Genomic DNA, 15,619 nt, shown 5'->3' with positions numbered 1-15,619 from the left:
CCCGCCGTTCAGGCCCGCCGCTCAGGCCGGGGCCACGGGCGGCGGGACGTCCTGTAGTTTTCGCAGCTCTTCCTGCGCCGTCTCCCGCTCGGTCACGTCGCATCGTTCGTCGGCGGCGATCGCCTCGAGGTGTTTCTTGGCCGACTCATGGTGGGCCCGGCCGAGCCCTCCGATCTGAGTGGCCGCCTGGACGCGGTACTTCGTTGGGCAGGTTTCGTCGGCGGCGAGGGCCAGCAGGGTGTCGGCGACAGACTTCACCGCCTTGGGGTCGACCCAGGCCAAGTCGTCTGCGGCATCGAGCCGTGCCGGGGTATCGAGAGCGGTGTCGGTGACGCGGGCTGTGAGAGTTCGTATGACCTCTGTGCGCCCCTGAGCGCCACCCAATTCGGCCAGCGTTCGGGCACACCACTTGCGGTCGCTCGCCGTCGCGCCGGGTGCGGTCAGCCGGGTGCGCACAATCTCGACCGCCTTCTCGCGTTGCCCCGGGTCGATGTCGACCGTGGCGCGCACCGTCCACCGGGCTTCGAACCCATCTTCCTCCCTGGCCGCCCGGCGCAGCAGTGTCTCCACAACACGGGGCCGTGCCTGCGGTATCAGGTCGGCGAGGGCTTGCGCGGCAGCCCTGCGCTCGAACGAATTGAGGACGGGAGCTTCCAGCACTCGCACAAGCACGGCTTCGACCTCATCGGCCCGCTCGGGCGCGAGTTGTGCCAGGACCTTGGCGAACTCCAAGGACTCCTCCAGCCGCGTCGTCGGCGTCTGGATTCTCTCGCTCAGCATCTCGATCGCGCCCGCACGGTGGCTGCCGCCGAGCGTTCCGAGCTGGCGAGCGGCCTTCGCCCGTGTGCCAGGGTGCAGGCCCGGGGCGCTCAGGGCCTCTTGCAGCACTGGAGCGAGCTGCTCGGTGTTCTGCGGGTTCATTTTGCTCAAGTGGGAGATCGCTACGAGCCGATCATCCAGGTCCTGGGTCGTGTCCTGTGCGGTCACCATGAGCAGGTCCATGCAGCGGCCTCTCCTGGGAGGCGCCATCGATGCGGACTTCACCGCCGCGTTGATTCTCTGCGACACGTCGCAGTGCGCAGATCGAGCCAGTTGGAACAGCTCATCCGCCAGGTCTGTCCGCTGTGCGGCGTCGACCTCGGCCAGCCGTTCGGCCGTGTCGATGCGGACGCTCACGTCGAGGCGTGGGTTTCTGACCAGATTCCAGAGGACTCCAACAGCCAGGCCGGCACGGTCCGGTGCGACGACCGCGAGTGCCGCGGCGGCCTGTGCCCGAACGTCGGCGTGGGTCCGAGTCGAGCTCAACAGGTCATCGAGCACATCGACGATCCAAGGCCTGCGGCCATGGTCCAGCTCGGCGATGGCAAGCAGGAGGTCGATCCGGTCGCTGACGGACGTCCCTGGGTCCTCGGCGGCCTCTTCAAGCGTGGACACCGCACGGTTGAAGGAGGCGGAGGAGAGCTTGGCCAGTGCTTCCGCGATGGCGACGCAGTGGTAGACGTAGGCGTCGGGGCTGTGCATGAGAGCCAGCAGACATTCCTGAGCATGGGGAACATGGTCACCCCCCAGGCTCGCCAGGGCTTCGGCCGCCGACCGGCGCTGCGCGATGTGGACCCGTTCGTCTCGTGCCGTCTCCAGCAGGGTTTCGGCCGCGCGCTCCCGCGAGGAGTGCTGGGTTCGGGCGACCGCGGCGGCGCCGCGTACCCGATCGGCGTCCGTGAGATGCGGGTCGTCGATGACGGTCCACAGATATTCCACCGCCGCCGCTGCCGTGGGCCCGCTGCGTTCGCTGAGCAGCTGGGCCGCGGCGACGCGTGCCGTGGTCGGTTTGGACTCGTTCGTCATGACCGAGGCGAGGGTGGCCGACACCTTGGGGTCGCCCAGCAGTGCCGCCGTGGTCAGCATGTCGTCGTAGCGCTCGTCCCCGGGTACGAACAGCACCCGGCGGAGCCCGTCGCAGAAGGCGTCGAGCACCGAGTCCGCGGCCTTCGCGCCGCGCAGCAGCAGCTCGCCGACGAGCGCCTGATGGTGGTCCGTCTGCTGCTGGAGCCAGGGGAGCAGGGCGCTGTCCTGATGGCTGTGGGTGTGCCGGACCAGTACGAGCCGTGCGACCTCCTCCTGCCCGGCGCCGTCGAAGATACGGGCGAGCCAGGAACTCCAGACCTCCGCCTTGGGATCGAACTCGTCCGGGAGGTCCCGCTCATGCACCTGCGCCGCCAGATGCTCGGCGAACGACAGGTGCCAGAAGCGGACGTTGTTGCCGCCGTCACGGGTGACCAGCCCGGTGTACTCGGCGAGGGACAACGGGATCGCGCGCCATGTGGGCGTGCGCGGAATGGGCGCTTCCAACTCCTCGGCGAGCTCTCGCACCCAGGCGTCCGCATGGTGCAGCAGATCCGTCTCGCCCTCGGACGCCGCCACCGCCAGCCGCTGTCCGAGCCACAGGCGGCGAGCCCGGACCTCGTCGGCCAGCCGCTCGCCGTGGGGCAGTCCATCGAGCAGTTTCCGCAGGCCCGCACCGACCCTCCTGCTGCTCCGGCCCTCCGCCAGATGGGTCAGGAACTGCTCGTACAGGCCGAACCGCTGCTTGGGCAGCGGGGTGTCCGGAGAGCTCTCGAAGACGATCGCGGCGATGGTGGCGAGCAGCGGTACCTTGGCCACGTCGAGGAGATGACCGTCGCGGAGCTGGGCCAGGAACCGCTCCGCCTGACCGGGCTCGGGGCAGTCGTGGAACCACCCCTCGGCGAAGCGCTTCAGTCCGTCGGCGGTGAACGGCTCCAGGGTGTAGTGGACCATGCCAGCGTGGATCAGCCGGCGCCGGTCGGCCGGAGTCGGCGGACGGCTGGTGAGGATCATCCGGAACGGCAGGTCCTGCCGGCGCAGAACGGTGTCGATCCAGTCGACCAGATCCCCCCGGTCCCGGACACCGGAGACCTCGTCGAGCGCGTCGATGAGGATCACCCACTGCCCGTCCGGCGTGGGCCGGTCCGGCAGCCGCCGCAGCCCCGCCGGGAGCAGATCGTCCTCGACAGCGGCGGCAATCGCCTCCTGCCAGGGCTTGTGCTTGGCCGCGTGGGGGGCGAGGTGCCTGGCGGTGACCCGGATGGGGACGGCGTTCTCCGGCAGCTCTCTGGGCAGCTGGCTGATGAGGGACGACTTGCCCATGCCGGGTCCACCGGTGACCAGCAGGTGCTCCGGTGACGCCAGTACGGACTTCAGGGACTGGGAGACCCGGCGGTCCCGTTTGCCGTCCGCCGTCGGAGCGCCCGCCTCGGCCCGCCGCTCCTCCCGCTCCCGCGCCCGGGACCAGTCGCCGTGCCGCGCCGGGTCCGATGCCCGCTCCGCCCGCAGGTCCCCGTCCATGCCCTGCGCGGACATCTGCTGGCGTACGTACACCTCGGTGAAGAGGGGGCGGCGCTCTCCCTCCAGCAGATCCTCGTACGGGAAGCTGTTCGCCCTGCTCTTCTGCTGCTCGACCAGGCGGTCCAGGTCGAACCGGTTCAGCCGGACGGCCGGTGTGCGGTCGTGATCGACGGCGGGGACGGCCGGGGGCAGTTCGGGTACATAGGCGCGGTTGCGTACCAGGGGGACCTGGTCGGCCGAGTCGGTCGCCAGCTTGCGCGGGGCCGGGAGGTTCTTGCGGATGGTCGCCTGCCGGACCTTCCGGAACAGGTCCTCCACGGTGAGCAGTTCGGGGCCGCCCGGCACACCTTCCTCGATCAGTGACAGCAATTCGCCGGTGAAGACCGTCAGCTCCGCGTCCGGTGGCGCGAACGAAACGGCGTTGGAACCGGAGGAGGTGAGAACGTATGCGCCCTCGATCTCTGCCTCTTCCTGGAGCTCGGACGACCCCATGACGGTTGCGGCGTGACCGCTGTGGCAGCAGTCGAGCACCACGATCTTGCGCCGCGCCTGGCGAGGTTTCAGCAGCTCTTTGCGCACGTCCCGGTAGCGCAAGGACAAGTACAGTTCGGTGCGCTTGGATTCGGACAGCGCCAGGTAGAGCTGGTCCGAGGGGTCCACGGCATCCGGGTCCGTCAGCCCGTGTCCGGCGTAGTAGACGAAGAGTGTGTCCTTCGCCTCGTCCGCCGCCTTGGCGATCGCGCCCATGACCTCATGGACGTAGCGCGGCTGGGGGATCACCTGGCAGTGCTCCTTGGGCAGTCCCCACAGCTCGGGATCGGTCAGCGCGTCGCGCAGCCGGTTGAGGTTGTTGGCCACGGACTTCAACGGCGGCAGATGATCGAAGTCATGGACGCCGATCAGCACCGCCCGCGAGGTGGCCGGGTCTGGCAGGTGCACGCCTTCAGCCCTCCGACGAGTCGCCGGAGTCGCCGGAATCGGTGTTGTCGGCGGTGTTCAGGGCCTCCAGCAGCCGGCGCACGGCCTCCGGGTCGTCGGTCCGCACGGTGACCGTGGTCCCGTTCGACTGGGCGTTCAGGGGCGGCGTGGACGGTCGGCTCTGGCGCCAGGCCGCCACGGACACCGCCAGGCTGGACAGCGCGGTGGCGTGCGTCAGCACGATGTTCACCGTGTCCCAGACGCCGCCCATGGCGCCTTCCAGAGGCAGAGGCGGGGCCTCCCGCAGCTCGACCGTGGACGTCCGCTCCAGGGAGTCATCCCGGTAGAGATGCCGGTACAGCGACCGCAGGGCCTCGCCCTCGTCGTCCCCCTCGTCGAAACGGAAGCCGATCTCCACCTGCTCCATGTGCGCGCCCCCTCGCTCGCTCACCGCCGTAACAGCGGATTTTCTCACGACCCGTCACCCACCGCCGTCACCCCTTGACAGCCCCGCCCAGCGCGAAGCCGCCGCCCATCCGGCGGGCGATCAGCACGTACAGGAGGATCACGGGGGTCGAGTAGAGGATCGAGAAGGCGGCCAGCTGGCCGTAGACGACCTGGCCGTAGTTGCCGAAGAAGGTGAAGATGCTGACGGACGCCGGAAGTTGCTCGGGCGTGAGCAGCAGCATGAAGGGCACGAAGAAGTTGCCCCACATCATGATGAAGCTGTAGATCATCACGACCGTGATGCCCGGCCCCATCAGGGGGAGGATGACGCGCGTCAGGCTCTGGAGCCAGGACGCGCCGTCCGTCCACGCGGCCTCCTCCAGGATGATCGGCACCCCGTCCATGAAGTTCTTCATCAGCCAGATGGCGAAGGGAAGTTGCGAGGCGGCCAGGAACAGGGCCGTCCCGTACATCGTGTCGATGAGGTCGACCTGGACGAACAGGCCGTAGACCGGGACCATGATCGCGGTGATCGGCAGACAGGTGCTGAACAGGATCGTCAGCAGGTACGGGCGTACGAGGCGGGAGCGGAACCGGGAGAGCGGATAGGCGGCCAGCGCCGCGCACGCCACGGTCAGGATGGTGGCCCCGCCGCACAGCATCAGGCTGTTCAGCATCGGCGTGAAGGTGATCTCGTCCGTCCACACCGCCTGGAAGTTGTCCAGGGTGGGGGAGCCGGGGGCGGAGACGCGCAAGGTCGCCTCGCCGTCCACCGAGGCCAGGATCAGCCAGGCCAGGGGCAGCACGAAGGCCGCGGCGACGACGAGCAGGGCGGCGTCGGCGGCCAGTCGGCGGCGGGTGCGGGGGGACCAGGCGGTCCGGGGGGCGGCGTTGCGGGATCTGCGGGATCTGCCGGATCTGCGGGAACTGAGCGGGGCGGACTTGGCCGGACGGGACAAGGTGCGGCCGGAGAGTGCGGACAACCTCGGACCTCCTCGCGCCTGCGAGCGCAGTCGATCAGCGTTCCGTACATCAAACCGCCCGCCCGGCCGTGGGGGGAAGACTGCTGTCACGTGCGGCTTCGGAGACCTCAGTCCACGAAGAAGCTGTCGTGGCGGATACGGAACTCCTCGAGCTCCTTGCCGCCGCGCCGCGTCATCTCCGCGACCTGCTCGAAGTACTCCTCGCGCGGTGCGCCCGGGGAGAAGAGCAGCAGCAGGGACGCCGGGTCGTCGGAGTCGTTCTTGAACGCGTGCAACCCGCCGACCGGCACATACAGGAAGTCCCCCGAGCGCGCCGTGATCCAGTGGTCGCCGTCGTACAGCCGCACCGCCCCCGACAGGATGAAGAAGGACTCCGAGATGGAGCGGTGGAAGTGGGTGCTGGGGCCTGGCGACCTGGGTCCCATGTCAACCCGGTACAGCCCGAATTCACCCCCGGTGGAGGCGTGCGTGGCCAGGTAGTGCGTTCGGTTGCCCGAGGGGGAGTCCAGCTCCGGCTGGGTGTCCACCGGCCTGTACACCGCGTTGACCTCGCCGTTCTCGCCGAGATAGCGGGGCTCGGGGTACGACATGTTCGGCTCCTTTGTTTGACCGTCACCGCATTGTGGACACGGACGGAACGTGTGGTCGTCGGCCGGGAGAACGGAGTGTCAGGGGACCTGGGGACCAGGGCGCGCGGCCCATCGGCTCGGTCGGAAGACGCCCTCGCCCCGCCGCCCCGCGCCTCGTAGCCTGGCCGCATGTCTGACTGGAACCTTGACCGCTACTGCGCCGAAATCCTCACCCAGACCGACTCGCTGCGCGCCCTGGTGAAGGACGCCGACCCGACCGTCCACGTGTCAACCTGCCCCGAGTGGAACCTTGGCCAGCTGTTACGGCACGTCAGCGGAGCCCATCGCTGGGTGGAGACCATCGTCCGCACCCGGGCCACCGAGCAGGTCCCGGAGGACCAGGTCAACGACGTCTTCCATTACGGCGACAAGGACATGGCCGTGGTCGACGCCTGGCTCGCCGAGGGCGCGCGGCTGCTCACGGACCACCTGACCGAGGCCGGCCCCGACACCCGCCTATGGACCGTGGTGCCCGACCAGCCCATCGTGTTCTGGGCGCGGCGCATGCTGTTCGAGACCGTCGTCCACCGCGCCGACGCCGCCCGGACCGTGGGGGTCGCCTACGAGGTGGACGCGGCGGTGGCGCGCGACGGCCTCGACGAGTGGATGGGCTTCGGCACGGTCCCCGAGGCGTACGACCCCACGGACGCGGAACCGCTGCTCGGCGCCGGCCGCACGCTCTGCTTCCGGGCCACCGACGACCCGGCCGGGGAGTGGCTCGTCGACCTCACCGGCGACGTCCCCCAGTGGCAGCGTGGCGGCGGCGATGCGGACGCGGCCGTCACCGTCCGTGGCCCGGTTGCCGACCTGTTGCTGTTCGTCTACGGCCGACCCGTCGACGAGCGGACCGAGATCCACGGGGACGCCGCCCTGCTCGACCTGTGGCTGAAGCGAACGGGCTTCTGGCTTCACGAGTGAGCCGCCGAGCGGCATTCTCCGGTCGTCGAGCGCACGCACCGTCTCGCGCCTACGGCGCAAAGCGGCTGGCAGCGGGGAGGGAGGGGGCGGGCCGGTGCCGTTGCCGTCTGGTACTGCTGCGGCTGGTGGTGGTGGCGGGGTCGGTGCGGTGGTCGGCGGGTGGGTGTGGGTGGAGGGTGTGGGTGGAGTTCCGGGTTCCGAACAGTCACTCGAAGGAGTGGAGTTGGGGGTTGTGACCTGGCCGTGTTACGGAGAGTGAGAGAGAATGGAGGTGTTGAGCCCGCTGGGGGAGGCGGGCGTTGAGCGCATCACTGGGGGGTGATCGCCGTGGGGGGCAACGCTACGACCACTGTTACGCAGACCGCTCGCTCGGCACCGCAACTGGAACCGGAACCGGAACCGGCACCGGTTTCGTCTGTGGCCTCGGCGTTGGTTCCGGGGACGCCGGACGAATGGGCCGCTTACCTTGCCGACATGGCTCCGGGGCCGCCGACCGCGGTTGCGCTGCCGCTGCTGGATCCGGAGAAGCTGTCCCACACCGGCCGTATCGATGCACTCAAGGCCCTTGAGCGGCACACGGCGTGGATCCAGGCGCAGCAGGTCCACATCCTGGCCGCGCTGGATGCTGACGCGCAGGCCGCGCTGCCGGAGGGGAAGTGGAGCGAGAGCATGGAGGGTGAGTGGAACTTCGCGTGTGAGGAAGTGGCCTGTGCGCTGAAGCTGTCGGGGACGACGGCGGCCAAGCGGCTGCAAGTGGCCCGGGAGCTCGACAGCCACTACCCGACCACGTTGGGGCTGCTGGAGCGCGGGGAGATCTGCTACATGCAGGCCGTCGCCGTCACCGAGGCCTGCGGCGTCCTCGACCCGCTGCTTGCCGCGGAGGTCGAAGCCGCTGTGGCCGGGAAGATGCCCCGCCTGGCCACCGGCCAGACCCGCCGGGTGCTGGCCCGGGAGATTGTCCGGGCCGACCCGCACGGGGCGGAGGAGCGGCATCGCAAGCGTAAGCGCGAGCGGCAGATGGTCCACTACGCGCAGGCCGACGGGATGGCTATGTGGGGCGCGATCCTGCCGGCCGAGCAGGCCGCTCGTATGAATCAGGCCGTGGACGCGCATGCGGCGACTCTGCCGGATGAGGGGCGGACGCTGGAGCAGAAGCGGGTGGACGCCCTGTTCGACCTGGTCGTCAACCGCACCACCGCCACAAGCACCGTCGGCGCCGGCGGCACCGGCAGCGCGAGGGAGCAGGGTTCGGGTGGTCGGTCGGCGGCAGTTGTGCAGGTCACCGTTCCGCTGGATGTGCTGATCGGGGAGAGTGAGGAGCCTGCGCAGTTGAAGGGGTACGGGCCGATCACCGCGGGGCAGGCGAGGGAGATCGCGTTCGCCGAGGGGACGATCTGGCGGCGTCTGATCATCGAGCCGAAGACCGGGATGCTGGTCAAGACGGATCCGGCGACGTACAAGCCGACGGCGGAGACGGAGCGGCATGTGATTGCCCGGGACGGCCGGTGCACCTTCCCCACCTGCCAGATGCCCGCCCACCGCTGCGACCTCGACCACGTCCGGCCCTTCAACCACGACAACCCCGAGGCCGGAGGACAGACCGTCCCGGAGAACCTGGGCCCGCTGTGTCGGCGGCATCACCTGATGAAGACCCACTACCCGGGATGGCGAGTCACCCGCGACCCTGACACCGGGATCACCACCTGGACCGCACCCACCGGCCACACCTACACCAACCCACCCCACAACTACCTCGAATAGCCACCCCACCCCGCGAACCCCGCAGCCCACGACTTTGCGCCGAAGACGCGAGACGAAACCCGCACTCGCCTGCGGCTTAGCGGGTCGGGGTCGGGGTCGGGGTCGGCAGATGACGACGGCGACGACAGGCGTAGAAGGGCATCGCATGACCAGCCATGACCTCGACACCGGCGGCGAAGTGTGGGACCCGTTGGGCACCTTGCATCAGGCCTTATGGATCTGCGGCGGCCAGTGGGCCGGAAAATCGACCGTCGCTCGAATCCTGGCGGCCAGATACGGCATCACCGCCTATCACTACGACTACCACGACGCCCGCGCGCACAACGATCGTCGCCTCGCACGTCGCATCGGCCTCGGCGAGCCCGCCGCCGATCCCGACCTGGACGAGGTGTGGGTCAACACCACCCCCGAGGCGATGGCCGCCCGGACCCTGGCCGACTTCCCGGTCCGCTTCGAATGGACGCTGGACGATCTGCGCGCGCTGGTCTCCGGGCGGCCGATCATCGCCGAGGGCTGGGGCCTCCGCCCCGAGCTCGTCGCGCCCATCATCGACTCACCGCGCCGGATGATCGTCATGGTGCCCACACCCGAGTTTCGCGAACACCAAGTTCGCGTACTGCCCCGGGCCGCCGCGCTCGATCACTCCGTCAGCGACCCGGCCAGGGCGCAGGCCAACCGCCTGGCCCGTGACCGTCTCATCGCCGAGGAGGCTGTGCGTACCGCCCGTGGGCTGGGTATCCGCGTACTGGAAGTCGACGGTTCCCGCGACGCCATGGCCATCGCCGATGACGTCGCGGAGCACTTCAGCCCCTACCTGGTGCGTTGAGCCCGCCCCTCGCCGCGATGCGGTCACGGATGCGCTCGGCCATGGCGGAGGCTTCCTCGGGGGCCATGGCCAGCACGCCGTTCTCGGTCATCAGCGCCGCGAACTGCTGCCGCTCGTACGGGGTGCCCGGCGGCAGCCCGGCGATGTGCCAGTGCAGATGGGCGTTCCCTTGCTGGCTGCCCAGGGAGTAGAGGTACGTCCGCTCGGCGCCCACGCAGTCCTCCACGGCGAGGGCGACCTCCCGCACCACCAGCATGAGCCGTCCGTAGGCCTCCGGGTCGAGGTCACGGACGACGTGCTCGATGTGTCTCTTCGGGGCGACCAGAACCTTGCCGGTCAGGGTGGGCCACCGGTCGAGGAAGGCGACGTGGTCGTCGTCCTCGAAGACCGTGTGATGTGCGTAGTCGGGGTCCCCCGACACGAAAGCGCACACGAAGCAGGGCCCGTGGTGCGCCCTGGCTGTGTAGGCCTCCAGGTCCATCGACTGCGGTTCCGGCGGCATGCGTGCCCCTTTCTCGGAAGGTCTGGTCAGTGCTCGACCGGGCAGGTCGCCAGGTCGAGTTCGACCCAGACTTCCTTGCCCACGGTTCGCTCCCGCACGCCCCAGCGGGTCGCCAGAGCGCGGACGATGAGGAGCCCGCGTCCGAATTTGTCGTCGGGGGCGGGCCGGCGCGGCCGGGGGAGGCGTTCGCCCTTGGCGTCGGAGACGGCGATGCGCAGGAGGGTCTTGGTGAGGGTGAGCTGGATGCGGAAGTGACGCCCCGGGACGCCACCGTGCAGCACGGCGTTGCTGGCCAGCTCGGAGACGATGAGCGCCGTGTCGTTCGCGAGAGCGGGGTAGCCCCAGTGGGCGACCAGCTTGGCGGCGTAGCGGCGGGCGACGGTCACGCTTTTGGGGAATGGGGCGTAGTCGACGCGGTCGTGATGGACGACGGGGTCGTTGGGGTCCGGGATCCGTGGGTCTTGGGGCGCGAATGCCATCGCACACCTCCAGCAGGCGGTTTGGGGCCTGAGCGCGCGAGTCGACTCGCTGCGCGATCGGTTCATCACGGACCGTAGCTCCTCTCTGGGGATCGTTTCAACCGAGCCCGGGAAATTTGTAACCGATCTTGCGTGCGGACTGTGCAGGGGCCCACACTGTGCGTGAATCAGGGAGGTTGTCAGATGGCAGAGGCTGTGCAGGAGAATCGCGTCTCAACAGTCCTGGGACGCAAGCTCGGTGGGGAACTCCTGCTGCTGCGGACCCGGGCGGGTCTGACGCAAGTACAAGCCGCGAAAGCCATCACCGCGTCGACCGGGAAGATCGCCAAGATGGAGAGCGGCTGGGTTCCCATGCGCGAGCCGGATATCCGGACGCTGTGCGAGTTGTACGGCGTGTCCGCGCCGGAGGCGGTCGGCGCGCTCCTGGAGTTGGCTCGTATCGATCGCGAGCGCCGCAAGGCCAAGGGGTGGTGGAACAACGTCCCGCTCTCCAAGAACATGAGGGAGTACGTGCCTCTGGAGAACGCCGCCACCTCGATCAAGACATGGCAGGTGTCCTTCATCCCGGGCCTGCTCCAGACCGTGGCCTACGCCCGGTCGCTGCGCCGCTCGAAGTTCTCGGACGAGCACCCCGATCAGACCGAGGAGTTTGTGGCCTCCAGAGCCGCGCGCCAGCAGAGGCTTTCCGGGGAAGCGCCGCTCTCCCTCTGGGCGGTCATCCCGGAGGCCGCGCTGCGCATCGCCGGTGCCGAACCCGACATGGCCCGGGAGCAGCTGACGAGCCTTCTCGACTGGGGCGAGCGCCCCAACGTCACCATCCAGGTTCTCCCCTTCAGCGCCGGGCTCGTCCCAGCGTTCGCGGGCTCCTTCAACGTCATCTCGTTCGCCGAGCCGGGCTCGATGGATGTGGTCTATGCGGAGGTGGCGTTGTCCACGGCATGGGTTGAGGGTGGCGACGGCGCTGCGCAGCACGTAAGACTGTTCGAGGAGACGGCCCGGCGCGCTCTCCCCGAGGCCGAGTCCCGAGCCTTCATCTCGACTCTCGTCAAGGAGCTATGAGCCGTGACAGCCTTCGCTTTCCGCAAGTCGAGCTACAGCAACGCAACAGAAGAGTGCGTCGAGGTGGCCACCAACCACCCCGACACCGTCGCGATACGCGACTCCAAGCGCCCGGAAGGCCCCATACTGCGCGTGGCGCCCGCCGCATGGGCCGCCTTCCGGGAGGCCGTCGTTCACACCTCGTCGCGCATCAACCGCAGGTAGACCAGCGAGAACAGCGCGCCCACCAGCAGCAGCAACAGGGCCACCGCCGTGCCGTAGCCGATCAGCGACTTGTTGAACGCCTGGTCGTACATGAAGACCGGGAGGGTCTGGCTCCGGTTGCCGGGGCCGCCTCGGGTCATGGCCCAGATGAGGCCGAAGACGGACAGCGTCTGGAGGGTGTTGAGCATCAGGTTCGTGCCGATGGAGCGGCGGATCATCGGCAGGGTGATGTGCCAGAAGCGGCGCGGCCCGCTCGCACCGTCGACCTCCGCGGCCTCGTTGATCTCCTTGGGGATCTCGGAGAGCGCGGCGGAGTAGACGAGCATCGAGAAGGCCGTGCCGCGCCAGACGTTGGCGAAGGAGACGGCGATGATGGGGAGGGTGAAGAGCCAGTTCTGGGACGGCAGGTGCAGCCAGTCCAGGATGGCGTTGAGCGTGCCCTCGCGGCGGAAGAACGCGTACAGCAGAAAGCCCGCGACGACCTCGGGTACCACCCACGCCGCGATGACGATCGAGCCGGTGATGGTCCGTACCGGCTTGGAGGCGCGCTGCATGGCGGTGGCCAGGGCCAGGCCCAGGGTGTTCTGGCCGATCAGCGAGGACAGCAGGGTGAAGACGAGCGTGAGGACCACCGCGTTGCGGAAGTCGTCGTCCGCGAAGGCGCGCCGGAAGTTGTCGAGGCCGACGAAGTCCGTGGTGGAGGCGCCGGTCAGCTGCATGTTGGTGAAGGCGATGTAGACGCAGTAGCCGATCGGGCCGCCGAGGAAGAGCAGCAGGAGCACCGTCGCCGGGGCGAGCGGGAGCCAGCGCAGGGGGCGGTGGCGCAGGGGGCGGCGGCGCCCGGAGCGCGCCGGGGCCGCCGCCACCTTGGTCGCGGTCGCCATCAGCCCTTGGCCACCGTGGCGCCGTCGGCGATCGACTTCAGCTGGTCGTCGTACGACTTGGCCGACTTGTCGGGGGAGGCGTCACCCGTGGTCACCGACTCCATGGCCTCGCCGATCGCGGTGGAGACCTGGGGGTAGACGGGGAGCGCGGGCCGGTAGTGGGTGTACTTCACCAGGCCGGTGAAGAAGTCGATGCCCGGCATGGAGGACAGATAGCGCTGGTCCTTCGCGACGTCGTCGCGGACCGCGATCTGCGCGCCGGTCACGCACCATTCGGTGGCGTTCTTCTTGGTCTGGAGCTGCTCGACGAACTTCCAGGCCAGGTCGGGGTTCTTGCCTTTGGCGGTGATCGCCCAGGTCCAGCCGCCGGACATGCTGACCTTGCCGGGGGCCTGGCCGTTCTGGGTGGGCATGGGCGCCTGGCCGAGGGTCTTGGACCACTCGGGCCATGGCTTGCCGCCGGTCTTCAGCCAGTTCTGGCCGAGCCAGGAGCCGTCGAGGTCGATGGCGAGCTTGCCCTCGGGCAGCCACTCGCTGTAGACGGTGGTGCCGACGTTGGGGTCGAGGGCGTCGGAGACATCGGGGCCCAGCTTCTCGGAGTAGACGGTCTTGATGAAGCTCAGGGCGTCCTTGAACCCCTGGCCGCCGGTGACCCACTTCTTCGCCTTCGGGTCGTACAGCGGGTTCTCGCCCGTCCCGTACAGCAGCATCTCGAAGCTCTGCATGACGGAGGTCTCGCCCGGGGCCTTGCCGGTGTAGACGTTGAGCGGGGTGACGCCGGGGACCTTCTCCTTGATCGTGCGGGCCGCGGCGAGGATCTCGTCCCAGCTCCCGGGCTGCCAGTCGGCCGGCAGCCCGGCCTTGGCGAAGATGTCCTTGTTGAACCACAGGCCGCGGGTGTCGGTGCCGTCCGGGATGCCGTACGTCTTGCCGTCCTCCGCCTTGGCCGCGGCCTTCGCGGTGTCGACGAACTGGTCCCAGGTCTGCCACTTGGCCAGATAGTCGTCGAGGGGGCGCAGATAGCCCGCCTTGATGTCGGAGTTGATCCGGAAGGTGTCCTCGTAGACCAGGTCCGGCGCGGTCTTGGGGGACCGCATCATCTGCTGGACCTTGGTGGCGTAGTCGTTGTCCTGGGCCTGGATCGGGATCAGCTTGACCTTCTTGCCGGGGTTCGCCTTCTCGAACTCTCTCTTCACTCCGGCGAGATAGTTGTCCTGGAATCTGATCTTGTTGTCGGTGCTGCGCTTGTAGGCGACCTTGACGGTGTCCGGGTCGCTGCCCGAGCCGCCGCCGCAGGCAGTGAGTCCTGCGGCGGCGACGAGGGTGACGGCTGTGAGGATCAGTGGGGCGGTGTGGCGCACGGGCACGACCTCCTTGCTGGCCTCTGGGGCTGCGGGCCGACCGTACGGTCGGGCCCATTACAAGGTCAATCCCCTTGACCAGGAACGTCCTTGATCGAACGTCAGCTCGGTGGTCGTGAGCCCGGGTGGCGCCCGGCTCGGCGGCCCGCGTGCTCAGCCGGTGTAGCCCGCAAGCACCTTGGTGAAGTCGTACGTCCCCTGGTCGATGCCGCTGCACGCGTCCGCGTCCCCGCCGGAGCCGCACTTGCGGTCGCGGTTGAGCGACCAGAAGCTGACCCGGGCCAGGTGGTGGCTCTTGGCGTACGAGACCACGGACTTGAAGTTGTCGAGGGTCACCGTCTCACCCGCGACATCGGTCTTGCCGTTCATGGAGGAGAAGCCGACCTTGCGGTACGCGTCGTCGGAGGACAGCCCGTACGCGCTCGCGACGCTGTTCTTCAGGCCGTCGACCGCCGACTTGGTGGCCGCCGCCATGTCGACGGAGCCCTGGCCGAAGTCGAACGGCATGACGGCCCAGCCGTCCACGTCGACGCCGGCCGCGGCGCCGCGCTTGATGAGGTCCTTGCCGTTGGAGTCCGGGCCGCTGGTGGTCGTGCCGAAGGTGACGTACACCTTGATGCCGCTGTTCTTCTGCTTGACGATCTTCAGCGCGTCGATCACCCGCTGCCGGACCGTCGCGTTCTCGAACTCGCTCGCCTCGATGTCGATGTCGATCGACTTGAGCTTGTAGGCGTCGATCACCTTCTGGTACGCGCCCGCGAGGGCGGAGGCGGAGGAGCACTTCTCGCCGAGCTTGTTGCCGCTCCAGCCGCCGAAGGACACCGTGACATCGCCGCCGGCCGAGCGTATGGAGTTGATCGTGGACTGGTCGTTGCCGCCGGTCAGCGCGCGGGAGCCGTCCCACTTCGGGTTGCAGCCGCCGTCCGAGAGGATGAAGGCCATCGTGAACTGGGTGGTGCCGGTGGCCGACATCACATCGGTGGCCTTGGGCGGGCTGCCCCAGCCGAGGTAGAGGTACGGGCCGGTCTGGCCGCTGGCCGCCGCGGCCGCGCTTGGGGCGCTCGCGGCGGTGGGGGCGGTGGGTGCGGCCTGGGCGCCGGTGGCGGCGAGGGTCGCCGCGCCGCCCGTGGCTATGAGCGCGCAGGTCGCGGTGAGCGCGAGCCTGCGGGTGCGCTTGGACATGTTCTTCATGGGGGGAGTCCTCCGGACAACACACGCAACAAGGACGAGAGGGGAGCATACGTGCACCGAACAACTGTCTGTTGGGCGGGGTTGCGGATGTGAA

The 15,619-nt window shown here is 68.9% G+C and carries 14 protein-coding genes; 5 read left to right on the top strand and 9 right to left on the bottom strand.

Translation table 11 applies throughout. The features are described from left to right. Window positions 1-21: 21 nt before the first annotated feature. The 4 genes from ABTY62_RS13245 to ABTY62_RS13230 form a co-directional block, all read right to left on the bottom strand. Window positions 22-4,302, bottom strand: a complete 4,281-nt coding sequence (locus tag ABTY62_RS13245; protein WP_352129525.1) for a caspase, EACC1-associated type — start codon at window positions 4,300-4,302, stop codon at window positions 22-24. Between the two features lie 4 nt (window positions 4,303-4,306). Next, complete coding sequence (locus ABTY62_RS13240; RefSeq protein ID WP_352129524.1) at window positions 4,307-4,708, bottom strand: effector-associated constant component EACC1; 402 nt, start codon at window positions 4,706-4,708, stop codon at window positions 4,307-4,309. A 67-nt stretch (window positions 4,709-4,775) separates the two neighbouring features. Next, the gene (locus ABTY62_RS13235; RefSeq protein WP_502997452.1) at window positions 4,776-5,711 is read right to left on the bottom strand and encodes a carbohydrate ABC transporter permease; all 936 of its coding nucleotides are present in this window, start codon (window positions 5,709-5,711) and stop codon (window positions 4,776-4,778) included. A gap of 107 nt (window positions 5,712-5,818) precedes the next feature. After that, entirely contained in the window at window positions 5,819-6,301 is a 483-nt protein-coding gene (locus tag ABTY62_RS13230; protein WP_352129523.1) for a cupin domain-containing protein, read from the bottom strand. Window positions 6,302-6,469: 168 nt separating this feature from the next. On the opposite strand from ABTY62_RS13230, the gene ABTY62_RS13225 reads away from it, so the two are divergent. The 3 genes from ABTY62_RS13225 to ABTY62_RS13215 all read left to right on the top strand — a co-directional run bounded on the left by ABTY62_RS13225 (window position 6,470) and on the right by ABTY62_RS13215 (window position 9,845). Continuing rightward, window positions 6,470-7,258 carry a maleylpyruvate isomerase family mycothiol-dependent enzyme gene (locus ABTY62_RS13225; protein WP_352129522.1) on the top strand — a complete coding sequence of 263 codons (789 nt, stop codon included), beginning with the start codon at window positions 6,470-6,472 and terminating at the stop codon, window positions 7,256-7,258. A gap of 474 nt (window positions 7,259-7,732) precedes the next feature. Then, complete coding sequence (locus ABTY62_RS13220; protein ID WP_352129521.1) at window positions 7,733-9,019, top strand: HNH endonuclease signature motif containing protein; 1,287 nt, start codon at window positions 7,733-7,735, stop codon at window positions 9,017-9,019. Window positions 9,020-9,128: 109 nt separating this feature from the next. Then, window positions 9,129-9,845, top strand: coding sequence for a hypothetical protein (locus tag ABTY62_RS13215; protein ID WP_352129520.1), 717 nt, complete (start codon window positions 9,129-9,131; stop codon window positions 9,843-9,845). On the opposite strand, the gene ABTY62_RS13210 is transcribed toward ABTY62_RS13215, so the two are convergent. Continuing rightward, window positions 9,823-10,347, bottom strand: coding sequence for an HIT family protein (locus tag ABTY62_RS13210; protein ID WP_352129519.1), 525 nt, complete (start codon window positions 10,345-10,347; stop codon window positions 9,823-9,825). The two genes, ABTY62_RS13215 and ABTY62_RS13210, sit on opposite strands and share 23 nt — an antisense overlap. A 26-nt stretch (window positions 10,348-10,373) precedes the next feature. Further along, window positions 10,374-10,826 carry an ATP-binding protein gene (locus ABTY62_RS13205; RefSeq protein WP_352129518.1) on the bottom strand — a complete coding sequence of 151 codons (453 nt, stop codon included), beginning with the start codon at window positions 10,824-10,826 and terminating at the stop codon, window positions 10,374-10,376. Window positions 10,827-11,009: 183 nt separating this feature from the next. Between ABTY62_RS13205 and ABTY62_RS13200 the strand changes: the two genes are divergently transcribed. Then, the gene (locus ABTY62_RS13200; RefSeq protein WP_352129517.1) at window positions 11,010-11,885 is read left to right on the top strand and encodes a helix-turn-helix domain-containing protein; all 876 of its coding nucleotides are present in this window, start codon (window positions 11,010-11,012) and stop codon (window positions 11,883-11,885) included. A gap of 3 nt (window positions 11,886-11,888) precedes the next feature. Then, window positions 11,889-12,089: a DUF397 domain-containing protein gene (locus ABTY62_RS13195; protein WP_352129516.1), complete on the top strand. Its 201-nt coding sequence runs from the start codon at window positions 11,889-11,891 to the stop codon at window positions 12,087-12,089. On the opposite strand, the gene ABTY62_RS13190 is transcribed toward ABTY62_RS13195, so the two are convergent. The 3 genes from ABTY62_RS13190 to ABTY62_RS13180 all read right to left on the bottom strand — a co-directional run bounded on the left by ABTY62_RS13190 (window position 12,059) and on the right by ABTY62_RS13180 (window position 15,525). Continuing rightward, on the bottom strand, window positions 12,059-12,973 hold the full coding sequence (locus ABTY62_RS13190) for a carbohydrate ABC transporter permease (RefSeq protein ID WP_352129515.1): 915 nt from the start codon (window positions 12,971-12,973) through the stop codon (window positions 12,059-12,061). The two genes, ABTY62_RS13195 and ABTY62_RS13190, sit on opposite strands and share 31 nt — an antisense overlap. Beyond that, window positions 12,973-14,334, bottom strand: coding sequence for an extracellular solute-binding protein (locus tag ABTY62_RS13185; protein WP_352129514.1), 1,362 nt, complete (start codon window positions 14,332-14,334; stop codon window positions 12,973-12,975). Before ABTY62_RS13185 ends, ABTY62_RS13190 begins: the two co-directional genes overlap by 1 nt. Window positions 14,335-14,487: 153 nt before the next feature. Continuing rightward, the gene (locus ABTY62_RS13180) at window positions 14,488-15,525 is read right to left on the bottom strand and encodes a chitinase (protein ID WP_352129513.1); all 1,038 of its coding nucleotides are present in this window, start codon (window positions 15,523-15,525) and stop codon (window positions 14,488-14,490) included. Window positions 15,526-15,619 lie beyond the last annotated feature (94 nt).

The organism is Streptomyces sp. NPDC097640, from assembly GCF_040302705.1.
Taxonomy (GTDB): domain Bacteria; phylum Actinomycetota; class Actinomycetes; order Streptomycetales; family Streptomycetaceae; genus Streptomyces.
The sequence above is the reverse complement of the archived record's forward strand: the minus strand, read 5'-3'. Positions and strand labels throughout refer to the sequence as shown.